Annotated in this window: 23 protein-coding genes and 1 pseudogene; 7 read left to right on the forward strand and 17 right to left on the reverse strand. The window is 72.4% G+C overall.

The genetic code is table 11. The features are described from left to right. The first annotated feature begins 27 nt into the window (after positions 1-27). The 5 genes and pseudogenes from L615_RS05860 to L615_RS05880 all read left to right on the forward strand — a co-directional run bounded on the left by L615_RS05860 (position 28) and on the right by L615_RS05880 (position 4,044). On the forward strand, positions 28-837 hold the full coding sequence (locus L615_RS05860; protein ID WP_145724434.1) for a 2-keto-4-pentenoate hydratase: 810 nt from the start codon (positions 28-30) through the stop codon (positions 835-837). Further along, positions 837-1,793: an acetaldehyde dehydrogenase (acetylating) gene (locus L615_RS05865; RefSeq protein WP_145724435.1), complete on the forward strand. Its 957-nt coding sequence runs from the start codon at positions 837-839 to the stop codon at positions 1,791-1,793. The genes L615_RS05860 and L615_RS05865 overlap by 1 nt, the downstream gene beginning before the upstream one ends. Continuing rightward, a complete protein-coding gene (gene dmpG / locus L615_RS05870; protein WP_028654436.1) occupies positions 1,790-2,815 on the forward strand; it encodes a 4-hydroxy-2-oxovalerate aldolase in 1,026 nt (341 codons plus the stop codon). The genes L615_RS05865 and dmpG overlap by 4 nt, the downstream gene beginning before the upstream one ends. Positions 2,816-2,894: 79 nt before the next feature. Continuing rightward, positions 2,895-3,230: pseudogene (locus tag L615_RS24705) on the forward strand (MFS transporter); the annotation flags it as partial. A gap of 100 nt (positions 3,231-3,330) precedes the next feature. Next, on the forward strand, positions 3,331-4,044 hold the full coding sequence (locus tag L615_RS05880; protein ID WP_145724436.1) for a hypothetical protein: 714 nt from the start codon (positions 3,331-3,333) through the stop codon (positions 4,042-4,044). Here L615_RS05880 and L615_RS05885 read toward each other — a convergent pair. The 4 genes from L615_RS05885 to L615_RS05900 form a co-directional block, all read right to left on the reverse strand. Next, positions 4,019-5,734 (reverse strand): AMP-binding protein, encoded by a 1,716-nt coding sequence (locus L615_RS05885; RefSeq protein WP_145724437.1) that lies wholly within the window; start codon positions 5,732-5,734, stop codon positions 4,019-4,021. The two genes, L615_RS05880 and L615_RS05885, sit on opposite strands and share 26 nt — an antisense overlap. Positions 5,735-5,739: 5 nt before the next feature. After that, positions 5,740-6,591 (reverse strand): alpha/beta fold hydrolase, encoded by an 852-nt coding sequence (locus L615_RS05890; RefSeq protein WP_186449751.1) that lies wholly within the window; start codon positions 6,589-6,591, stop codon positions 5,740-5,742. Positions 6,592-6,666: 75 nt separating this feature from the next. Continuing rightward, positions 6,667-7,854 carry an NAD(P)/FAD-dependent oxidoreductase gene (locus tag L615_RS05895; RefSeq protein ID WP_145724438.1) on the reverse strand — a complete coding sequence of 396 codons (1,188 nt, stop codon included), beginning with the start codon at positions 7,852-7,854 and terminating at the stop codon, positions 6,667-6,669. Continuing rightward, positions 7,851-8,954 carry an amidohydrolase family protein gene (locus L615_RS05900; protein WP_222430460.1) on the reverse strand — a complete coding sequence of 368 codons (1,104 nt, stop codon included), beginning with the start codon at positions 8,952-8,954 and terminating at the stop codon, positions 7,851-7,853. Before L615_RS05900 ends, L615_RS05895 begins: the two co-directional genes overlap by 4 nt. A 97-nt stretch (positions 8,955-9,051) precedes the next feature. On the opposite strand from L615_RS05900, the gene L615_RS05905 reads away from it, so the two are divergent. Further along, positions 9,052-9,864 carry an IclR family transcriptional regulator gene (locus tag L615_RS05905; protein ID WP_145724440.1) on the forward strand — a complete coding sequence of 271 codons (813 nt, stop codon included), beginning with the start codon at positions 9,052-9,054 and terminating at the stop codon, positions 9,862-9,864. Positions 9,865-9,977: 113 nt separating this feature from the next. On the opposite strand, the gene L615_RS05910 is transcribed toward L615_RS05905, so the two are convergent. The 3 genes from L615_RS05910 to L615_RS05920 are packed head-to-tail and all read right to left on the reverse strand — an operon-like array spanning position 9,978 to position 12,640. Continuing rightward, entirely contained in the window at positions 9,978-11,045 is a 1,068-nt protein-coding gene (locus L615_RS05910) for an extradiol ring-cleavage dioxygenase (RefSeq protein WP_028654441.1), read from the reverse strand. 48 nt (positions 11,046-11,093) lie between these two features. Further along, complete coding sequence (locus L615_RS05915; RefSeq protein ID WP_145724441.1) at positions 11,094-12,308, reverse strand: NAD(P)/FAD-dependent oxidoreductase; 1,215 nt, start codon at positions 12,306-12,308, stop codon at positions 11,094-11,096. Next, positions 12,305-12,640, reverse strand: coding sequence for a non-heme iron oxygenase ferredoxin subunit (locus tag L615_RS05920; protein ID WP_028654443.1), 336 nt, complete (start codon positions 12,638-12,640; stop codon positions 12,305-12,307). Before L615_RS05920 ends, L615_RS05915 begins: the two co-directional genes overlap by 4 nt. A 193-nt stretch (positions 12,641-12,833) precedes the next feature. On the opposite strand from L615_RS05920, the gene L615_RS05925 reads away from it, so the two are divergent. Further along, positions 12,834-14,147: an SRPBCC family protein gene (locus tag L615_RS05925; protein WP_028654444.1), complete on the forward strand. Its 1,314-nt coding sequence runs from the start codon at positions 12,834-12,836 to the stop codon at positions 14,145-14,147. Between the two features lie 188 nt (positions 14,148-14,335). On the opposite strand, the gene L615_RS05930 is transcribed toward L615_RS05925, so the two are convergent. The 10 genes from L615_RS05930 to L615_RS05975 all read right to left on the reverse strand — a co-directional run bounded on the left by L615_RS05930 (position 14,336) and on the right by L615_RS05975 (position 22,136). Continuing rightward, entirely contained in the window at positions 14,336-15,001 is a 666-nt protein-coding gene (locus L615_RS05930; protein ID WP_028654445.1) for a dienelactone hydrolase family protein, read from the reverse strand. 18 nt (positions 15,002-15,019) lie between these two features. Further along, entirely contained in the window at positions 15,020-15,826 is an 807-nt protein-coding gene (locus L615_RS05935; RefSeq protein WP_145724442.1) for an SDR family NAD(P)-dependent oxidoreductase, read from the reverse strand. Next, positions 15,823-16,335: an aromatic-ring-hydroxylating dioxygenase subunit beta gene (locus L615_RS05940; RefSeq protein ID WP_051485453.1), complete on the reverse strand. Its 513-nt coding sequence runs from the start codon at positions 16,333-16,335 to the stop codon at positions 15,823-15,825. The genes L615_RS05935 and L615_RS05940 overlap by 4 nt, the downstream gene beginning before the upstream one ends. A 151-nt stretch (positions 16,336-16,486) precedes the next feature. Further along, positions 16,487-16,774, reverse strand: a complete 288-nt coding sequence (locus L615_RS05945) for a hypothetical protein (RefSeq protein WP_145724443.1) — start codon at positions 16,772-16,774, stop codon at positions 16,487-16,489. Then, complete coding sequence (locus tag L615_RS05950; protein ID WP_028654449.1) at positions 16,771-17,550, reverse strand: enoyl-CoA hydratase/isomerase family protein; 780 nt, start codon at positions 17,548-17,550, stop codon at positions 16,771-16,773. The genes L615_RS05945 and L615_RS05950 overlap by 4 nt, the downstream gene beginning before the upstream one ends. Positions 17,551-17,563: 13 nt before the next feature. Beyond that, positions 17,564-18,544, reverse strand: a complete 981-nt coding sequence (locus tag L615_RS05955; protein WP_145724444.1) for a zinc-binding dehydrogenase — start codon at positions 18,542-18,544, stop codon at positions 17,564-17,566. Further along, a complete protein-coding gene (locus L615_RS05960) occupies positions 18,541-19,494 on the reverse strand; it encodes an LLM class flavin-dependent oxidoreductase (protein WP_222430461.1) in 954 nt (317 codons plus the stop codon). Before L615_RS05960 ends, L615_RS05955 begins: the two co-directional genes overlap by 4 nt. 145 nt (positions 19,495-19,639) lie before the next feature. Then, complete coding sequence (locus tag L615_RS05965; protein ID WP_145724445.1) at positions 19,640-21,304, reverse strand: AMP-binding protein; 1,665 nt, start codon at positions 21,302-21,304, stop codon at positions 19,640-19,642. 109 nt (positions 21,305-21,413) lie between these two features. Then, the gene (locus L615_RS05970) at positions 21,414-21,806 is read right to left on the reverse strand and encodes a hypothetical protein (RefSeq protein ID WP_145724446.1); all 393 of its coding nucleotides are present in this window, start codon (positions 21,804-21,806) and stop codon (positions 21,414-21,416) included. Between the two features lie 111 nt (positions 21,807-21,917). Beyond that, positions 21,918-22,136: a hypothetical protein gene (locus L615_RS05975; protein WP_145724447.1), complete on the reverse strand. Its 219-nt coding sequence runs from the start codon at positions 22,134-22,136 to the stop codon at positions 21,918-21,920. Position 22,137 lies beyond the last annotated feature (1 nt).

The following is a 22,137-nucleotide window of genomic DNA, read 5'->3' on the forward strand; positions in this document are numbered from 1 at the left end:
ACGCCCGGCACCCGGAGGGTGGAGCCCATGAGCGACACCCTCCTCGAGTCCGACACCGCCGTGGCCCAGGCCGCGGAGCGCCTGCGCTCCGCGGCTGCCAGCGGTGTCGCCTGCGCTCCGGTCCGTGACCTGATCGGCGCCGCCGACATCGCCCGTGCCTACGCGGTCCAGCAGCAGGTCAACGGCGCCCGGGTCGCGGCCGGGGCCCGGGTGGTCGGCCGCAAGATCGGCCTGACCTCCTCGGCGGTGCAGCAGCAGCTGGGCGTCGACCGTCCGGACCTGGGCGTGCTCTTCACCGACATGGAGCACGACGCGGCCAGACCGGTGCCCGTGGACCGCTACCTCCAGCCGAAGGTGGAGGCCGAGATCGCCTTCGTCCTGGGCACCGACCTCGTCGACGGCGAGCTCGACCTGGACCAGGTGCGCGACGCCGTGCACCACGCCGTGGCCGCGATCGAGATCTGCGACAGCCGCGTCGCCGGGTGGGACATCACGTTCGGCGACACGGTCGCGGACAACGCATCCGCCGGCGGCTTCGTGCTCGGGACCGTGCCGCGGGCGCTGGCTGACTTCTCGCCCGTCGACGCGGTGATGTCGATGACGGTGACCGGTCAGGAGGACTCGACCGGCACCGGCGCCGACTGCCTCGGCGACCCCCTGCTCGCGCTGCAGTGGCTGGCCCGGACGGCCCGCGACCTCGGCGACCCGCTGCGGGCCGGCCAGGTCGTCCTCTCCGGTGCGCTCGGCCCGATGCGCCCCGCCACCCCTGGCGCCCAGGTGGAGGTGTCGATCAGCGGCCTGGGCTCGCTGTCCATCACCTTCGCAGAGGAGGCGTGATGTCGGACCGCACGAAGGTCGCGATCATCGGGTCGGGCAACATCGGCACGGACCTGATGATCAAGGTCATGACGACCGCGAAGCACCTCGAGATGGGTGCGATGGTCGGCATCGATCCCGCCTCCGACGGCCTGGCCAGGGCCCGCGACCTGGGGGTCGCGACCACGCACGAGGGCGTCGAGGGCCTGGTCGCCCTGCCCGGCTTCGACGACATCGACATCGTCTTCGACGCCACGTCGGCGAAGGCACACGTGCACAACGACGCGCTGCTGCGCCCCCTCGGCAAGCGCCTGATCGACCTGACCCCGGCCGCTGTCGGCCCGTACGTCATCCCGGCGGTCAACATCGACGAGCACCTCGACGCACCGAACGTGAACATGGTGACCTGCGGTGGACAGGCCACCATCCCCGTGGTCGCCGCGATCTCACGCGTCGTGCCGGTCGAGTACGCCGAGATCGTCGCCTCGATCGCGTCGAGGTCCGCCGGTCCGGGCACCCGCGCCAACATCGACGAGTTCACCGAGACCACCTCCGCCGCCATCACCGCGGTCGGCGGGGCGCGGCGGGGCAAGGCGATCATCATCCTCAACCCCGCCGAGCCGCCGCTGATGATGCGCGGCACCGTCCTGGCCCTGGTCCACGCGCCCGATCCGGCCACCCACGACGAGGTCCGCGCCAGCATAGAGAAGATGGTCGCCGACGTCGCGGCCTACGTCCCCGGCTACCGGCTCGTGCAGGACGTCCAGGTCACCCCGGTCCCCGAGGACCAGCCGGTGCACACCCTGCTCGCGGAGGACGCCGACAGCAGCACGCGGCCGACCCACCAGGTCTCGGTGTTCCTGGAGGTCACCGGCGCGGGGCACTACCTGCCGGCGTACGCCGGCAACCTCGACATCATGACGTCGGCCGGCCTGCAGGTCGCCGAGCGGATCGCGGCGGCAGGGACAAGCGCATGAGCACCCCCATCTTCGTCCAGGACGTGACCCTGCGCGACGGCATGCACGCCGTGCGGCACCGGATCGACACCGAGGACGTCAAGCGGATCGTCGTCGCCCTCGACGAGGCGGGCGTCGACGCCATCGAGGTCGCCCACGGCGACGGGCTGGCCGGCGGGTCGCTCAACTACGGGCCCGGCTCGCACACCGACTGGGCATGGATCGAGGCTGCCGCCTCGGTCCTGGAGCGCGCCCGGTTGACGACCCTGCTGCTGCCCGGCGTCGGCACCGTGCACGAGCTGAAGCACGCCTACGACCTCGGGGTCCGCTCGGTGCGGGTCGCGACCCACTGCACCGAGGCCGACGTCGCGGCCCAGCACATCGAGGCGGCGCGCGAGCTCGGCATGGACGTGTCGGGCTTCCTCATGCTGTCCCACATGGCCTCGCCGGAGGACCTGGCGCAGCAAGCGAGGCTGATGGAGTCCTACGGCGCACACTGCGTCTACGTCACCGACTCCGGCGGCCGGCTGACCATGGACGACGTCGCCGCCCGGGTCCGTGCCTACCGCGACGTCCTCGATCCCGCCACGGAGATCGGCATCCACGCCCACGAGAACCTCTCGCTGTCCGTGGCGAACTCCGTGGTCGCGGTCCAGAACGGCGTGCGCCGCGTCGACGCCTCGCTTGCCGGGCACGGCGCTGGCGCCGGGAACTGTCCGCTCGAGGCGTTCGTCGCCGTGGCCGACCTCTCCGGGTTCGAGCACCGCTGCGACCTGTTCAAGCTGCAGGACGCGGCCGACGACATCGTCCGCCCCCTGCAGGACCGCCCGGTCCGGGTCGACCGTGAGACCCTCACCCTCGGCTACGCCGGCGTCTACTCCTCCTTCCTCCGCCACGCCGAGCGCGCAGCCGAGCAGTACGACGTCGACGTCCGCGACATCCTCATGGAGTGCGGCCGCCGCGGCCTCGTCGGCGGCCAGGAGGACATGATCGTCGACATCGCCCTCACCATCGTCTCGGCGCGGACGACCGTCCCCGCCTGAGGTGCCCACCGTCCCGGGCCGCGGCAGCGTCGCAGCCACGACCAGAGCCGCGGTCCGGGACGACCGGGGGTGGTGGCCGGTGGCCCCTGCCCTCTTCGCCCTGGCGTGGGGCGGCAACCAGTTCACGCCCCTCCTGGCGATGTACCGCGACCTCGAGGGGTACGGCGCGGCGACGGTCAACCTCCTGCTGGCGATGTACGTCGTCGGGCTGGTTCCGGGCTTCCAGCTCGTCGGGCCGTTGTGTGACCGGTTCGGCCGGTCCACCTGCGTCCGGGCAGGCCTCGTCGTCTCGGCCCTGTCCAGCGTGCTGCTGGCACTCGCCCCCGGGCAGCCTGCCGTCCTGGCGCTGGGACGGCTGCTGGCCGGGTTCGCCGTGGCTGTCGCCATGGTGGTCGGCACGACCTGGGTGGACGAGCTCACCGACGACGCCGCTCCCACCGGCACCGCGGCCCGGCGGGCCCGGCATCGGGGCGGGCGTCGCCGGCTGCCTCTCCCAGTGGGCACCGTGGCCGCGCGTGCTGCCGTACCTCGGGCACGTGCTGCTCGTCGTGGCGGCCGCCGTCGTGCTGCGGGGTGCGCGGGAGACGGCGCCGCCCGGCCCGGGGCCGGGCAGGTGGGTCGACCTGCGCCTGCCGCGGTGCCACCGGCGCCGGTTCCTGTGGCTTGTGCTGCCGACGGCACCGTGGGTGTTCGCGTCGGCGGGCCTCGCCTACGCGATCGTCCCCGAGCTGGTGCGCGAGGAGACGGGCGGGCTGCGCGTCGCGTTCGCGACCCTGCTCACCGTGCTCACCCTGGGCTCGGGTGCAGTGGTCCAGCGCTGGGTGCCTGCACTCGGCCGGGTGACCGGGCACCGGGAGGCCCTGGTCGGGATCAGCACGATGGCGGTCGGTGTCGTCCTCGTGGCCGTCGAGGTGCACGTCCGCTCCGTGCCGCTCGCGGTCGTCGCGGCCCTCGTCCTCGGCAGTGCCTACGGCATCACGATCGTCGCCGGCCTGGTCGAGGTGCGCCGGATCGCCGCCGAGGAGGAGCTCCCGGGCCTGACCGGTGTCTTCTACGCGCTGACCTACGTCGGCTTCGCGCTCCCGGCCGTGCTCGCGGCGCTGCTCCCCCTCGTCGGCTACGGCACCTCGACCGCCGTGCTGGCAGCCTGCTGCGTGGCGAGCGCGCTGGCCACCGCCCGCGGCCTGGCCGCGGGCGGTGGTGTCAGCTCGCGCGCGACTCGCCCTTGAGCGACGGGAAGTCGTCGTCGCGGTACTCCCCCGCCGGCCGCTGTCCCTCCACCTCGACCTCACGGTGGCGCAGCTCGACCCGACGGATCTTCCCGGAGATCGTCTTCGGCAGCTCGAAGAACTCCAGCCGACGCACCCGCAGGTACGGCGCCAGGTGCTCCCGCGCGTAGCGCAGGATCGACTCCGCCGTCTCCGGACCCGGCTCGTGCCCGTCCACCAGCGCGACGTACGCCTTCGGCACCGCCAGCCGCACCGGGTCCGGCGCCGGCACCACCGCGGCCTCCGCCACCGCCGGGTGCTCGATCAGCACCGACTCCAGCTCGAACGGGCTCACCTTGTAGTCCGACGCCTTGAACACGTCGTCGGTGCGCCCCACGTAGGTGATGTAGCCGTCCTCGTCGCGTGCCGCCACGTCGCCGGTGTGGTAATAGCCGCCCGCCATCGCATCCGCGTTCTTCTCCGGGTCACCCTGGTAGCCGGTCATCAGCGCGACCGGGGACGCCGAGAGGTCCAGGCAGATCTCGCCCTCGCCCACGCCGTGGACCATCTCGCCGCTGACCGGGTCGACCAGCACGCTCGGGACCCCCGGCAGCGGACGGCCCATCGAGCCGGGCTTCACCGGGGACCCGGGCGTGTTGCCGATCTGCGCCGTGGTCTCGGTCTGGCCGAACCCGTCGCGAATGGTCAGGCCCCAGTGCTGCTCGACCTGGCTGATCACCTCGGGGTTCAGCGGCTCGCCGGCGCCGACGAGCTCGCGCAGCGGCGCGGGCTTGGTCCCGAGGTCGGCGTTGATGAGCATCCGCCACACCGTCGGCGGCGCGCAGAACGAGGTGACCCGCTCGGTGTGCAGCCGGTCGAGCAGCGTGGAGGCCTCGAAGCGCTGGTAGTCGTGGACGAGGATCGTCGCCTCGGCGTTCCACGGCGCGAACAGCGACGACCACGCGTGCTTCGCCCAGCCGGGGCTGGAGATGTTGAGGTGCACGTCGCCGGGACGCAGGCCGATCCAGTACATCGTCGACAGGTGGCCGACGGGGTAGGACGCCTGGGTGTGCTGCACGAGCTTCGGCCGCGACGTCGTGCCGCTCGTGAAGTACAGCAGCAGCGGGTCCTCCGGACGCGTCCCCGGGTGCGGGAGGTCGACACCGGCGTGCTGGGCGGTGTCGGCGAGCGGGGTCCAGCCGGCACGGTGGCCGACGACGACGCGGAGGTAGTCACCGGGCACCTCGTCGAACTTGCCTGCGTCGCCCTTGCCGCACACCACCGCCCGGGCGGAGGTGCGCTCCAGCCGGTCACGCAGGTCGGCGGGGCCGGCGGCCTGCGCAGTCGGCACGATGACCGCACCGAGCTTCATCACGCCGAGGACGACCTCCCAGAGCTCGACCTGGTTGCCGAGCATCACCACGACGGGGTCGCCCCTGCCGACGCCGAGATTTGCGAGCAGGTGGGCGACCCGGTTGGAGCGCACGACCATCTCGTCGAAGGTCACCGCGGTGCGCGAGCCGTCCTCGGAGAGGACGACCAGCGCCTCCCGCTGGTCGTCCAGCGCGAAGGCGTCGAACCAGTCGTGCGCCCAGCACCACCTGTCCCCCACGTCGGGGAAGGAGAAGCCCGCGACAGCGGCCTCGTGGTCGCCACGCCAGGCGAGCAGCTGGTCGCGCGCCGCACGGAAGGAGGTGGTCGCGTCGGTCACCGGACTCACCCCGCCAGGCCCAGGTACTGGACGATCACGTCGTTGAAGTCGCCCGCGCGCTCGATCTGCGTCCAGTGGCCGCAGCCGGCGAACACGTGGAGGTCGGCGTTCGGGAGCAGGCGCAGCATGGTCAGCGCGACGTCGACGGGGACGATGTTGTCCTCGCGACCGTGGACCAGCAGCGTCGGGCGGGTCACGGCGCGCACCTGCTCCTCGGTGATCGCGAGCTGCCCTCCGGCATGGTCGGGGTGGAAGAACATCAGGCGGTAGGCCTCGTGGGCTCCGGGAGCCGCACTCGCCTCGTACCGGATCTGCACCAGCTCGTCGGTGATCAGGTCCGGGTCGACCGCGAAGTGCCCGCGCAGCAGGTCCCGCATCGCCTCCGGCGACGGCTCGTAGGCCCGCAGCGCCTCGAGGCCCTTGGTCATCGTCATGCCCACCCCCGGGGCACCCATCAGCACCAGCCGGTCGAGGCGGTCCTGGTCGTCCTCCGCCATCTGCAGCGCGATCCGGCCGCCGAGCGAGTTGCCGACGATGGACACCTTCTCCAGGCCGAGGGCGTCCAGGAAGCCCCACACGTGGTCGGTCCAGGTGCGCAGGCTGTAGCGCACGTCAGCAGGACGCTCGGTGTGCCCGAAGCCTACGATGTCCAGGGCGAGCGCCCGGGCGTGCCTGGCCACGGCGGGTAGGGCGTGCTGCCAGTTGGCGTAGGCGGAGACGCCGGGTCCGGAGCCGTGCAGGAACAGCACCGGCGTGCCGGAGCCGACGTCGTGGTAGTGCGTGGACGTGCCGCGGACGTCGATGAAGGCGCCGTCGACGAGGTCCGTCGGCGAGTGGGAGGCAGTTGAGGTGGTCACACCGCGACGCTAGGAACCGCCGATGCCCCGGACAACGCGTGGTTCCAGCCGTTAGAAAGCGCTGGGGGGCGGCCCTCAGAGGGGCGGCAGGGACGAGCGGTCCCCGGCCACGGCGTCGTGCTCCGCCCGCAGCAGCTCGCGGCGCAGCTGTGGGTCGGCCGAGGCCCGGCGGAACGCGTCGAGCTCGACGGCGAGGCGCTCCGGGTCGTCGATCTGGGCGATCAGGTTGCGCCGGGCCAGGCTCATCGGCGCGGCCTCGTCCAGGAACACCCGGCGTCGGCCGTCCGCCCAGGCGGTCACGCGATCGTCGACGCCGTCGCGCAGTGCGTCGTGGAGCACGGGGACCAGGGTCGCGCCGTCGTGCCAGCCCGTCAGCGAGGTGTGCCCGGCCAGGGGGTGGGTGACGTGCGCTGCGGCGGCGACGAGCACGACCCGCCCCGACCGGTACGACGTGGCGCTGCGCTGGTGCATCCGCGCTGTCGCGAGGCCGAGCACCTCGGGGTCACCGCCAGTCACCCGGCGCAGGACTCGGCGCAGCCTGGGGGCGACGCTGGCCTCGTCGAGGGCGAGCGACTCCTGGCACACGTATCGCCACGTCGACGGCCCGACCCGCTCGACGACCGCACCGGCGCGGCCGTCGACCTGGAGGGTGGTGTCGGCGTAGCCCTGGCGGGCGAAGTCGTGGCCCACCACCGCGACCACCCCGCGCTCGGTCCAGGTCGTCCCCTCGAACCCGAGGCCCGTGGCCCGGCGGACGCCGCTCGCAGGGCCGTCAGCGCCGACCACCCAGTCCGCGGCGATCCCCCGCCCGTCGGGGAGGGTCAGCACCGCTCCGTCCACGTACTGCCGCAGGCCGCTGACGCCGGGCGCGTCGACGACCGAGACCCGGTGGTCGAGCAGTGCGTCACGCAGGATCGTCCGCAGCCGCGCCGGCTCCAGCCGGAGGTTGAACGGGTACGGCGCATCCGGGCCCAGCTCGCGCAGGTCGAAGGCGAGCCGCTCACCCGTGGCCAGCACCGAGATGCCCCACGACGCGGTCGCCTCACCGGCGACGAGCGCGGCGTCGAGCACGCCGAGCCGGTCCAGGATCGGCAGCACGGACCAGTGGTGGACGCCCGACCAGGTGGGCCCCGGTCGCGTGGACGAGCCCGTGGAGGTGTCGACCAGGGTGACCGCGACCCCTCTTCGGGCGAGCCCCAGCGCAGTCGCGAGCCCGGCCGTGCCGGCACCCACGACCGCGACGTCCGTCACCCGCGCGGTCACGAGGGCACCCGGCTGCCCAGCAGCTGGAGGCCGTTGTCGCGGAACACTTGCTGCGCCCCGCCGGGGGGCAGGGCACCGCGCGCCTCGGCGTCGACGAGGAACGACCGGACGTCACCGGTGAGGTCGGGGAAGAAGGGGTGGTCGGTGCCAACCACGACGCGGTCCGCACCGAACCTGTGCACCAGCAGCCGCAGGTGCTCCGGGTCGAGCACCAGGGTGTCGACGTACAGGGACCGGACGCGCTCGTCGATGGCCTCGACGGGTGCGCCGTCGAACAAACCCGCCCCGAGCCGGAGCCGCGGGTAGGACCAGGCGAAGCCACCGCAGCCGTGGGCCAGCACGACGCGCAGGCAGGGGAAGCGCTCCAGGACGCCGCCGAAGACGAGCGCGCCGGCGGCCAGGGCGGTGTCGGCGTGCATGCCGAGCCCGAAGTCGTAGGGCTGCCCCGAACGGCGCACCGTCCCGGAACCGCCGTCGGCGGGGTGGACGAAGACGAGGGCGCCCAACGCCTCGGCCGCCTCGAAGAACGGCTGCAGCGCGGGCGAGTCGAGCTCGTGGCCCCCGGGGCGGGCGCCGATCTCGACGCCCAGGAGGGGCGTCGTCCCGCCCATCAGCTCGCGGAGCACCTCGGTCGAGTCCGCGGCGTGTGGCAGCGGGACGGTGCCCAGGCCGTGCAGCCGGCCGTCGCCCCGGCTCACCGCCGCGGCGATCGACCGGTTCATGGCCACCGCGTACGCCCGTGCCGCCCCCCGGTCCCCGGTGTAGGGGAAGGTCACCGGGACCGGCGAGAGCACCTGCTGCTCGATGCCGGCGGCGTCGAGGTCGCGCAGGCGCGCTCCGACGTCCCACAGCGGAGCGCGCACCTCGCGGAAGACCTGCCCGGCGCGCACGACCTGTCCCCGCTCCTCGTCGAGCACGACGAGGTGCGGCAGGTCGGCGGGGAGGACGCCGTCGGTGAAGACGTCGGTGCCCAGCCAGTGCGCGTGCAGGTCCACCCCGCCGCGCAGATCAGGGACCGTCATCGGCTGGATCTCCTCCACGGTGCGCTCCGGCGGCTGGTGCAGGCCGCCACGGTGCCGGAGCACCCCGGGTCCCCGCACCGGGGCATTCCGGCCGCCGGAACGGGGGACTTTCGCGCACGCCGCCCTCGACGTACAGTGACGGGCATCACGCAAATGGTCAGACCAAGGAGTCGCGATGAGCGTCACCCAGGAGCCGCCCACGCGCTCGCGGACCCCCGACACGGAGCCGCCGAGCATCCTCACCAAGGCCTTCGACCTGCTCCGGGCGTTCAACCCGCACCAGCGGGTGATGACCCTCAGCGAGCTGGCTCGCGCCTCGGGGCTCCCGAAGTCGACCGTGCACCGGCTGCTCGCCCGGCTGGTCGAGCTCGGCGCGGTCGAGCACCATCGCTCGGGCTACAAGATCGGCCTCGGCCTGCTGCAGCTCGGCGCCGGCACGCCGGCGGGCTACATGCGCGACCTGGGCATGCCCCACCTCAGCCAGCTGCACCGGTGGAGCGGCGCGACGGTGCACTTCGCGGTGCTGCGGCAGTTCGACGTGGTCTACCTCGAGAAGCTCAATGCTCCCGGCTCCCCCGCCGGCATCACGAGCGTCGGCGGGCGCCTTCCCGCGAATTGCACCGCGATCGGCAAGGCGCTGCTCGCGCACGAGAATTTCGACGACCTGGGGGCGTTCCTGCCGCAGCCGCTGCCCCGGATGACCGCCCGGTCCGTGACCGACGTGGACGAGCTCATCGACGAGCTGCGTCGCGTGCGCGTCACGGGGATCGCTCGTGAGGAGGGCGAGGCCCAGCCCGGCCTGTCCTGCGTCGCGGCGCCCGTCGTCCTCAACGGCTTCGCCATCGGAGCGGTGTCGTTGGGCTTCCCCACTGGTAGCGAGCTGCCGGCCCGCGCCGAGCAGGCGCTGTCGATCACCGCCCGGCGCATCGCCGAGGACGTGGACACCGGCCTGGCCGGCCGGGAGCACTGGTTCCCCCGCGAGGTCTGACGCGCGGGCCCTGGGACCGGGGGCGGTGGGACGCGCATCCCGCTGCCCCCGTTGGCCGTCCGCCGGACGGCGCCGCCGGGTGACGGCCGTCGTGGCCGTCACCCGGTCCGTCGTCACCGGAAGATCGCGAAGGCCTTGTTGGAGTTGAAGATCTCGGTGACCACCCAGTCGGACCACTCGAGCTCCATGTCTAGCTCTGACATCGCGCCGAGCAGGCAGAACCAGTTCAGCATCTCGTGCTGGCCCGAGTCGACGATCTCCCTGCTGGTTCGGGCGTTCCAGGTGTCGTAGTCGCCGGCGAGCATCGCGTCGTAGAGGCGCTGGTCGGACTCCGTGTCAGGCCGCATGTGCCACCCGGCGTCGTACAGGAAGGCGTGCGACCAGCTCGAGGAGGCGACGAGCGCGACCCGCTTGCCGCTCCGGGCGACGGAGCGCGCCACGGCGCGTCCGAACTCGAAGCAGCGCCGGGGGCTGGGGCCGGGCGGGTCGAGGTCCTCGCCGGCCCTGATGTCGGCGAACCGCGCGATCCCGCCCTGGCGGGCGATCACGTGCTCGCCGTAGCAGTTCACGGCGAGCGGGACGATCGGGTACGGGAACTCCTGCCCGACATTGTCGTAGTCGAGGAAGAGCTGTGTGTTGCCGAAGGCGTGGGGGAAGTAGATCCCCTCGCGCGGTTCGTACGAGTAGGCCACGTCGACGCCCTCGTTGAGGACGTCGCTCGTGAGCTGCTTGGCGAACTGCGGGTCACCCTTCATGGTGAAGGTGGTGTCGCTGGGAAGCCCCCAGACGTTCGGGACCTTCAGCTTCTGGGTGAGCACGCCGAAGGGCTCGACGACGGTGTCGTCGTAGGCGAGCACGCAGAACGACGGGATGACCTCCTCGCGGAAGTTCTCGTACTGGTCGTCGCCCCACACCAGGAGCACGTCCGGTTGGAACTCGTCGATCGCCTCGCGGCAGCGGCGCATGTCGTCGAGGAGCCGGCGGCGGTGCGCGGCAGCAGCGGTGGTGCCGCCGTCCTCGCCCCACTCCTGCCGGGCGAGGTCGCTCCAGCTCCCCGGGTCCTTGACCTCGTCCGGGATGTCCGGGTCCTTCATGGCGCTCTTGAGCAGGTTCGCCATGTGCTCGTCCGATCCGGCGAGCGGCGGGTAGTGGGTGAGCCCCACGCCGAGTACGTCGGTCACGGTGTCCTCCTGGGGTGACGGGGTCGGTTCGGGTTCAGGTCCTGACGGTCAGGACGCCGGGGTCAGCAGGGCGCGCTCCACCTCTCCGGCGGGTGTGCCCGCGGTCGCGGCCTTGCGCAGCCGCATGAGCAGGCGCGGGKCGKCGACGACCACGGCGCCGACGAGACGTCCGTCCGGGCCGGCGTACAGGGCGGCGAGGTCGCCGCCGGCGACGCTGCCGTGCACCGCGACCGCGACGCCGTCCGCCGGGCGGCCGACGATCTGGATCCGGTGGCCGTACTGGTCCGACCACACGTACGGCAGGGGGACGTTCGGGCGGTCACGGCCGACGACGTGCGCCGCCACGACCTCGGCCTGGTCCCCGGCGTTGGTCCAGTGCTCGATGCGTAGCGGACGCCCGTAGGCGGGGTGGGGCCAGCGGGCGACGTCGCCCACGGCGTAGATGCCGGGGTGGCCGACGACCTGGAGGTCGACGTCGCACTCGACTCCGTCGTCGACCGGGAGGCCCGACCCGACGAGCCAGTCGGTCGCCGGGGTCGCGCCGATGCCCACCACGACCAGGTCCGCCGGCAGCTCCGTGCCGTCGTCGAGCCGCACCGCACGGACCTGGCCCTGGTCGGTGACGACCTCAGCCACCGAGCGGCCCGCCATCAGGCGGGCGCCCTGCGCCTCGTGGACGGAGGCCACCTCCGCGGCGACCTCCCGGCCCAGGACGTGGGCGAGCGGGACCTCCTGGGTCTCGACGAGGGTGACCTCGACCCCGCGTGCACGGGCGACGCTGGCGAACTCGGCACCGATGAAACCGGCTCCGACGACCACGGCGCGACGTCCCTCGCCGAGCCGGTCCCGGACGGCACGGGCGTCCTCGAGGGTGCGGATCACGTGCACGCCGTCGATGTGGTCGGTCCCCGGCAGGCGGCGGGGCTGCGCACCGGTCGCGACCACGAGGCCGTCGTAGACGATGGCGGACGGCCCCTCGTCGTCGACCACGTGCAGCGTCCGGTTCGCCGGCTCCAGGCCGACCGCGCGGGTTCCGAGCCGGACGTCGAGGTCCAGGCGCTCGACGTCCTCGGCAGTGAGCAGGGGCACCGGCGAGCCGTCCGACTCGGGGGCCAGCAGGTCCTTCGACAGCGGCGGTCGGTCGTACGGCAGGTGGGCCTCGTCTGACACGAGGACCAGCTCTCCGTCGTACCCGGCACGGCGCAGGGCCTGGACGGAGCGGACGGCCCCGGTCGATCCTCCGACGACGACGATGCGGTTCATCGGAGCACGTAGACCTTCCCGTCCTCACAGACGACGTCGAAGGTCTGGAGCGCGATCGTCGCAGGGAAGCAGAGTGCCTCGCCCGAGCGGATGTCGAAGCGGGCCATGTGCAGCGGGCAGACGACCTCGTTGCCCTCCAGGTCGCTGTCCTCGCCCAGGGACCAGTCCTCATGGGTGCAGGTGTCAGCGGTCGCGAAGTACTCACCGTCGTCGTTGCGGTAGAGCGCGACGGCGATGTCCTCGCCGTCGGCGGGAACGGTCATCGACTCGCCGGGGGCGAGGTCGCCCTCGTTGCAGGCGAAGCGCCGGCCGATCGTCTGCGCAGTCTCCATGGGCGTTCCTTTCTCTGCGATGTCGTCACTGTTCGTCATCGCGGGATCCCGTCACCACGGGACGTTCCGACGTCCGGAACCACGTCGTGCCGCGGCACGGCGGGTGCTGCACGGTGATCTGGACGTGATCGTGCCGTCCCACCTCCCTGGCCCCAGGGCGGCTGGCCGGCCCCTGAGAGACAAGGAGTCGTGCGTGTCCGCCTACGTGAACGACGACCGAGAGACGCCGCGCTTCCAGGTGAACCGCGCAGCGATGGTCGACCCCGAGGTCTTCGCCCTCGAGCGCGACCGGATCTTCAACCACTCGTGGCTGTACATCGGCCACGAGACGGAGCTGAAGAAGAAGAACGACTTCAAGACGCGCTCGGTGGCCGGCCGACCGCTGATCTTCGCCCGCGACGCGAAGGGTGAGATCAAGGTCTGGATCAACTCCTGCCCGCACCGCGGCGCCATGCTGTGCCGGGAGGACAAGGGCAACGCCCGCTTCCTCACCTGCTTCTACCACGGGTGGAGCTTCAGCACGGCCGGCGAGATGGTGTCGATGCCGGGCGACGAGTCGTACGGCCCGGACTTCCCCCGGCCCGGTCTGGCCGCGCCGGCGAAGGTCGACTCCTACCGCGGCTTCGTCTTCGTCAGCTTCGACCCTGACATCGTCGACCTGAAGACCTACCTCGCCGGTGCGACCGAGTACATCGACCTGGTCTGCGACCAGTCCGAGGTCGGCATGGAGGTGCTCGAGGGAACCCACGAGTACTCGATCAAGGCCAACTGGAAGCTGCTCGTCGAGAACAGCTTCGACGGCTACCACGCGGTGTCCACGCACCAGCGCTACTTCGAGATGGTGCTCGCCGCACGCGGCAAGCTCGACCCGAGCGCGCTCGGTGACTCGCGCGGCATCGACCTCGGCAACGGCCACGCCGTCGTCGCGGGGGCGCCGGCGACCGAGGGCCTGTTCGGGCGCCCGCTGTCCGAGGCCGGCGCTGCCGAGCGGGAGGCGCGCTTCGAGCGCTTCCGTGAGCGGTACGGCGCGGGCTGGGTCGACCGCATGCAGGGCAACCGCAACCTCGTGATCTTCCCGAACCTGGTCATCATCGACCTGGTCATGGGCGTGGTCATCCGCAAGATCGACCCGGTCTCGCCGGACTACATGGAGGTCACCGCCTGGGAGCTCGCCCCGCCGGAGGAGGGCGAGGAGCTGCGCAAGCAGCGCCTGGACAACTTCCTCACGTTCTGGGGGCCCGGCGGCCTCGCCTCGCCCGACGACGTCGAGGCCCTCGAGACCTGCCAGGTCGGCTACGGCGCTGCGCGCGAGCTGGAGTGGTCGGACATCTCCCGCGGCATGAACAAGAGCGTCAACAACACGACCGACGAGCTGCAGATGCGCACCTGGTGGCGCCGCTGGAACGAGCTGGTCACCGGCGAGGTGCTCCCGCCGGAGCCGAAGGACCCGCTCGGCGACGTCTTCGTCGCCCCGCGGGAGGACCGCGGAGCCGTCCCGACGGCCTGACGCCCGCCCTCCTGCACGAGGCCCGTCCACGCGTCGCGTGGACGGGCCTCGTCGTCTGCTCGCAGGTGGTGGCTGGGACGACCCGACAGCCGGACGCAGAGGACCCGCCCACGCGGTGCGTGGGCGGGTCCTCGTCGTCGCCGTCGGATGGTCGGGTCGTCTCGCGCCTGTCGGTCCGGCCGGGAAGGTCAGCTGGCCTGGCGCTCCCGCCAGGCGAGGGCCAGTGGCGTCAGCCGCGGTGCCACCCGGGCGAGCAGCCACTCGACGGTGCGCTGCCAGCCGTCGTACGACGCCGCGAAGCTGACGCCGTCCTCGGAGCGGCGGTGGAAGTCCGCGCCCACCCCGGGGTAGACGACGACCTGGCTGTGCACGTCGGATCCCCTGTCCAGGGCCCGCCGCAGGCGGGACACCTCGGCAGCGGACAGGTCCGCGGCGTCCTCACCGAGCAGGCCGAGCCACGGCGTCAGGAGCGCCGGGTCGGCCTCGACCGCCGCCACGTCCGGGGCCGGGGAGATGCCCACGACGGCACCGAGTCGCCGCCGCTGCGCCATTTCGAGGGCAGCGGTGGCCCCCTCACCGATGCCGACGACACCGACCTGGTCGCCGTACCAGTCGCGGACCGCGGCGCGCGCCTCCACGAGGTCCGCGACGCCGGGACCCGCCGGGACGGCGAGCGTCTCGAGCCCCTCGACGGCGAGGTTGTTCATCACCTCGACGACCTCGCCGTCGGCGACCGTCGCATCGGTCAGCAGGACCACGAGCCCGCGCGGTGTCCCGCCGAGCTGGATCTCCCTGGCGACCACACCGTTGCCGAGCTCCTGCGTGCGGGGCTCGATCATGATCACGTCGGACATCGGACGTCCTCCTTGCCGTCAGGCCTCGGGGTGCGGGGTCCAGGGCCAGTACTTCGCCGTCGCCCCCGCGTCGACGGTGATGTTGGTTCCGGTGACCATCGCCGACTCGTCCGACGCCAGGAAGACGACGGCGCCGACATAGTCGTCCGGCGTGGGCAGCCGGCCCAGCGGCAGCTGGGCCGCGAAGTCGTTGCGGTAGGTGGAGGGTCGCGCGAGCAGGTCCTCCATGGCGCGCCGCGCCTCGGGGTCGGTCGGCGCCGTCGCCGTCGGCGTGAACCCGTTGACGCGGATTCCGTGGCGAGCGAGCTCCATCGCGACCGACCGGGTGAAGTTGATCAGCCCGCTCTTCCCGGTGGAGTAGCCGACGTTGCCCGGCTGCCCCTGCCAGGCCGCGGTGGAGAGCACGTTGATGATGCTGCCCTCGCGGCCCCGCTCGATCATCGACCGGGCCACGGCTCGGGTGAAGAGGAAGGATCCACCCAGGATGACCTCGAGCTGGCGGCGGTAGTCGTCGTACGGCATGTCCAGCACGCCCTGCTGCTGGAAGAACACGGCGTTGTTGACGAGGACGTCGATGCCGCCCCACGCGTCGACGGCCATGGCGACCGCCTCGTCGGCGTGGGCGGGGTCGGTGACGTCGCCCGCCAGCGCGAGGGCGTAGCCGCCCCGGTCGCGGATGCGGGCGGCCGCGGCCTCGGCGACGTCCTTGGAGAGGTCGGTGCACAGCACCCGCGCCCCCTCGGCGGCGAGCCCTGCCGCCAGGGTCCCGCCGATGTTCGGGCTCGCGCCGGTGACGATCGCGACCTTGTCACGCAGCCGGTTCACAGGATGATGCTGACCTTGCCGTGGGGACGCAGCGCAGCCAGGTCCAGGACCGAACGGCGCGTGAGGAAGCGCAGTGCGCCGCTCTCGTCTCGCTCGAGGACGTGGCGGTAGGTGCCGACGTAGGTGTCGAACGCCGTGCCACGCATCCGGAAGACGGCGAAGTTGGCGGTCACCCGCAGCCGACCGTCCTTGTCCTGTCCGGCGAGCACGTTGGTGACCATGCGGCGGGTGCGGGAGTGCGGGTACTCGGCGTGGGCCGAGCGCTTCATCAGCGACCCGATGCGCTGTTCGAGCAGGAAGCGGTCGTCCTGCACGAGGAAGAGGTCGCGGCCGGGGTCACCCTCCGGCAGGTCCGTCGAGGGGACCAGGTACTGGCCCTCGGGCAGGAAGAGGTCGAGCCACTCGGGCAGTCGCCACTCGTCGAGCAGGTTCGCCTCCTCGTAGAGGAAGCGCTCTGCCTCCGCAGAGAGGGCCACGTCGTGCTCGGTGCGGAAGGGGGCGGTCGTCACGTCGGTCTCCTCGGTCGTTCGGGCCCGGGTGCGCCGGGCGACGACCTCAGGTTGCCGCCTGTCCCGACAACGGAGAACCGGCGGTTCCGGACCCCGGAACCGCCGGTGCGTGGCGGGTGTCAGGCGCCGTCAACGCCGCCGTCGCCGGACGTCACCAGTCCCCGACCACGAGCTCGAGACAGGCCTCGCAGGTGTGCACCGCGGAGCCGGCGAAGCGCGGCGGCGGGAAGGGGACGTCGAGCATCCGCTGCCAGGAGTAGGCCCACTGCCCGCAGGCGGTGGACATGCCACCCATCTCCTTGGCGTGTGCCACCGACGCCGGCCGGGTGACGAGCTCGCCGTCGATGTAGAAGTGCCGCACGTGGGTCGCCGTGACGTACCAGCGACGGCCGGTTGCAGCCGTGCCGCTACGCCCTCCGCCGGTCACTGCGGTGGTCATCGCATCCTCCAGATCGGGTCGCGCTTCTCGCGGAAGGCGGCGACGCCCTCCTTGATGTCCTCGGTGGTGAACGCCAACGCCAGCTGCGACTGAAGGGACGAGAGGGCGTCGGGCAGCGCCATGTCGCGGGTGGCGTCGATGGCGTCCTTGCCGAGGCGCATCAGCAGTGGCGACTTGCGGGCGATCCGCCCGGCCCAGTCACGGACGGTGGCGTCGAACTCGTCGGCGGGTACGACGGCGTTGACGATGTCGAGGCGCTCGGCCTCCGCGGCGTCGATCGGCTCGCCGAGCATCATCAGCTGGTTGGCGCGCATCCGCGGCACGTTGCGGTAGATGAGCGCCGAGATCATGAACGGGAAGACGCCTACGTTGATCTCGGGGCAGCCGAAGCGCACGCCCTCACGCGCGACGACCAGGTCGCAGGCCAGCGCGACCCCGAACGAACCGGCGAGGACGTCTCCGCCGGCGGCACAGATGACCGGCTTGCCGAGGCTGCCGATGAGTCGGTAGAGCCGCGGGAAGCGGTCCAGCCCGGCGTACTTGTCGATCGTCGGCGCGTCGCTGGCGAAGGCCTTGAGGTCGCCACCGGCCGAGAAGACCCGGTCGTGCGAGGACCCGAGGACGACGACGCGGACGTCCGGGTCGCAGCCGGCGTCCTCGAGGGCGGCGATCAGCTCATCGAGCAGGGCGTCGCTGAGGGCGTTGCGGGTGTCGGGCGAGTCGAGGGTCACGAAGGCGACGCCGTCGCCCTCGACCTCGTAGCGGACCAGGCTCATGTGGTTCCTCCGGTCAGGCCTCGAGGACGACCTTGCCGAAGCCGGCGCCGGTCTCGAGGTGGGTGTGGGCTGCGGCAGCGTCGGCCAGGGAGAAGGTCCGGTCGACGACGGGCGGTCGGACCCGGTGCTCGGTCATCAGGTCGAGCAGTCCCGCGAAGTCGCGCGGGCTGCCCATCGTCGTGCCGAGCAGCGTGTATTGGCCGAAGTAGAAGGGCCGGACGTCGATCGTGGCCTGCTCCGCGCGGTTCGCGCCGAGCACGACGAGGCGGCCCCCGGGGCGGAGCGCACGGATCGCCTCGCGCCAGCTCCCGACGGCGTCGAGCACGACGTCGAAGCCGCCGCCGACCAGCTTCCCCGCTTCCTCGGGCCAGGTCTCGGCGCCGGCACCGTCGTACCGGACACCGCCAGCGGCACCGAGCTCGACGGCCTGCGCGATCTTGTGGTCCGCCGACGAGGTCACCACGACCCGGGCACCGACCGCCGAGGCGAGCGTGACCGCAGCCGTGGCAACACCACCGCCCGCGCCGAGCACGAGGAGGCTCTCGCCGGCGGACAGCTGGGCCCGCGAGAAGAGCGCACGGTAGGTGGTCAGCCCGACGAGGGGAAGGGCTGCTGCCTCCGCCCAGCTGAGGCCGGCCGGCTTCGGCGCGACGCACTCGACGGGAACCGCGACGCGCTCGGCGTAGGTGCCGGGACGGTGGTCGCCGAGGATCTCCCACTGCGTGCCTGGGGCGGACTCGTCCGACCCCCACCCCAGCGACGGGAGGACGACGACCTCCTCGCCGGTGGCGAGGTCGACCCCGGCGCCGTCGGCGCCGGGCGTGTGCGGGAGCGGCGAGCCGTACTTGCCCTGGCGCACCAGGACGTCGTGCCAGTTGAGGGCGGCGGCCCGCAGCTCGACGACGGTCCAGCCCGGTCGTTCCGCAGGGTCGGGCCGGTCCCCCAGCCGCAGGACCTCCGGACCGCCGTAGGCCTCCTGGACGACGGCCTTCACGGCACCGGGGTGAGGGACCGCAGCCGCGTGCGGACCTCACCGGAGAGCTCGATCGCCTCCTCCGCCGACGCGGCGACGGGGATCAGGGTGATCGTGCGGGCTCCCCCCTCGACGTAGCCTGCGACGAAGTCGGCGACGTCGTCGGGCGTTCCAGCAGCGCTGATGTGCTGGAACTTCTCAGGCGGCAGGTTGTAGAGCGTGGACATCCGCTCCCCCAGCGCAGCGCGCGCCCGGTCGGCGTCGGCGCCCAGGCCGGCCCACACGTTGAGCCCGGCGAAGGTCGGCCCCTCCCGACCGCTCGCCGCGAAGCCGTCGAGTATCTGCTGGTGGGTGGCGGCGTACCGTCGCGCCGAGCACCACATGCCGAGCCACCCGTCGCCGTGGGCGACCGTACGGCGGACGGCGACGTCGCCACCTCCACCGATGACGATCGGCACGCGCGGGTCGGGCGCGGGCCGGATGCTGGCCCCCCGGAAGCTGTAGAACTCGCCGTCGTGGTCGACCTCGTCACCCGACGCCAGCTGCCGCAGCAGGCCGAGGGTCTCGTCGACGCGGCGACCGCGGGTCGCCGGGTCGATGCCCATGTTGGCGACCTCGGAACGGTCCTCGCCGCCCACGCCCACGCCCAGGGTGAGCCGCCCCGGGGCGACCTGGCTCAGCGTGGCGAGCTGCCGGGCGGTCGCCAGCGGGTGGCGCAGGCCCGCGAGGTAGACGCCCATCAGCACCTTCAGCGAGTCGCTCGTCGCCAGGGCGGTGGTCGCGGCGACGAAGCCGTCGAAGCCCTGGCCGCCGTGGAAGCTGATGTGGTCGCCGACCGTGAGGTGGTCGAGGCCGGCAGCCTCCATGCCGTGCAGCAGGGCGCGGCGGCGCGCGGGCGGGGCCTCGAGGAAGTCGTCGTTGAGCGCGACGCCCAACTGGATGTCCGTGTTCATGTCGCGATGGTCGGCCATCACGCTGCTCCTTCTCAACTAAAGGTCAGACCAGAAAGTGGAGTTCCCTCCAGCCGTCCCGTGCCACGGCCCCATGGCGCGGTACGGCAACGGCCGCGGGCGGGCGACCTCGTCGTCGCCCACCCACGGCCGGGGAGGAGGGATGTCAGGCGTCGGCGGTCGCCGCGACCTTGGCCGCGATCTCCGCACGCAGGACGTGCTTCTGGACCTTGCCGGTCGCCGTCATCGGCAGCGCGGAGGTCATCTCCAGGCGCTCCGGGAGCTTCTGGGTCGCCACGTTGTGCTCGCGGAGGAACGTGGTCACGTCGTCCAGCGTCAGCTGCGTGTCGGGCTCCGCCGGGACGACGTAGACGCAGACCTTCTCGCCCAGACGCTCGTCGGGCATGCCGACCACGGCGACGTTGGCGATGGCCGGATGGGTGAGCAGGTGCTCCTCGAGCTCACGGGCGCTGATGTTCATGCCGCCGCGGATGACGATGTCCTTGAGCCGCCCGGTGACCCGCACGAAGCCGTCCGCGTCCATCCGGCCGAGGTCGCCGGAGCGCGAGAACCCGTCCGGGGTGAACAATGCCGCCGTCTCCTCGTCGTTGCGGAAGTACTCGATCATGTGGCTCGGCCCGCGGTAGGCGATGTCGCCCTCCTCCCCCGCTGGCACCTGCGCTCCCCTGGAGTCGACGACGTGGACCTCCGCACCGAGGAGCGCCCGGCCGTCGGACGTCGCGGACCGCGACGCGTCGTCCTCGACGGTGCACATCGTGGTCAGGAAGTTCTCCGAGCGCCCGTAGAGCGACAGGGTCTGGCACCCGGCGAAGAGCTCGCGGGACTTCTCGACCACCGAGCCGGGGATCGGGGACCCCGCGCACACCCACAGTCGCAGGCTCGACGCGTCGTGCTTGGCCGGGTCGTAGGCGCCCATGAGCATCTGCAGGAAGGGCGTGGCGGTGACGGACGCCGTGCAGCCGTGCTCCTCGATGAGCCGCAGGCCCTCGGCCGGGTCCCAGGCCTCCATCAGGTAGGACTTGGCGCCGTAGAGCAGCGGGAGCAGGACGCTGGTGACCAGGCCGGTGCTGTGCGTGATCGGCGACGGGCCGAACTGCACGTCCTTCGCGCTGTACTGGAGGCTCTTGCCGATCGCGGCCGCACTGGAGCGGACCGTGTTGAACGTGTGGAAGCAGCCCTTCGGGCGCGAGGTCGTGCCCGAGGTGTAGACGATCAGGAAGCCGTCGTCGGGCGAGGAGTCGGGGCCGAGCTCGGCCTCCAGGGCCTCCGCGTCACCCTCGACGTACAGGCCCTCGAGCGAGGTGCCCGCACTCGGCGCAGCAGAACGCGCCACGTAGACCTCCCGCAGTGCGGGCGTCCCCGAGCGCAGCTCGCCGAACATCGCGGCGTGGTCGTACCCGCGGAACTCTCCGCAGGTCACGGCGAGCGCGGCACCGGAGTGCTGCAGCACGTAGCCGACCTCGTCGCCGCGGTAGATCGGCATGATCGGGACGAGGATGGCGCCGATGCGCGACGCCGCGGCGGCGACGACGGGGAACTCGACCCAGTTCGGCAGCTGCGCAGCGATCCGCTCGCCACGCTGCAGTCCGGCTCGCTTCAGGCCCACGGCCAGTCGGCGCACGCGGTCGGCGAACTGCGCGAACGTGAGCGTCGTCGAGGCATCGACCAGGAACGGGGCGTCCGGCGTCGCGGCCGCCTGCCCCACCACCAGGTCGTAGAAGCTCGACTCCTGCCAGTAGCCGTTCTCGTAGAACGACGCGATGTCGGCCTCGGAGTACCGATCGCGGACGGTCTTCAACTGCTCCACCATTGCTGTCCCTCTTCCCGGGTGTGCGACGTGCATCACAGGCTTAGTCGCAGAATATAATGGTCAGGCCATTAATGCAATGGGTGTGACCCCATTGCCAGCGCCCCACGCGCTAGGCGGCCGGACTGGCGGCGCGGAACGCCTCGAAGGACGTCCGGGCGAGGCCGACCGCCACCCCCACCAGCACCGCGGTGAGCGTGGTGAGGAGGAGCTGCATGACCGGCAGCTCGCCGGAGCCGGCGCGCACGAGCGGCAGGATCAGGACGTAGCTCCCGACGGCCGCGACCGGCGCCTGCCGCCAGGCCGAGACCGGCGTCCCCGCCGGGGTGGCGGCCACCGCCGCCACCCCGAAGGCGAGCACCGCGACCAGCGGCAGCCAGGCGTAGCCGAGCGGCTCGACCACCTGGGCCACGGCGGGGTGCACCAGTCCCCCGACCAGGAGAACCCCGAAGCCACGGAACGCACCACGGATGACCGCGGCGTACCCGAGTGCGCGAGTGCTCATGCGACGAACCTAGGGATCGCCGGCGGCGACGGCATCGCTCCTGGGGCAGAGGCCGCTCCCCCGAACGGACCGTGACCCACGCCACGTGGCCGTCCGGGCACTCCCCGCGCCTCAGAGCACGGCGAGAACCGCAGCGCCGACGAGCACCGCGGCGGCGAGGTAGCAGGCCGTGGCTCCCCGGCGCAGGGTCCGGACACGGCGCTCGCGGTCGAAGACCTCCAGGTGCGCGGGGACCAGCGTCACCGCCTGGCTGCGACCCCAGTACCCCACCGCGCCGACGAGGATGGCGACGACGACCAGGACGGACGCGTGGACCAGCTGCTCGACCACG

The sequence above is a fragment of the Nocardioides sp. J9 genome (genome assembly GCF_007829375.1).
Classification (GTDB): domain Bacteria; phylum Actinomycetota; class Actinomycetes; order Propionibacteriales; family Nocardioidaceae; genus Nocardioides.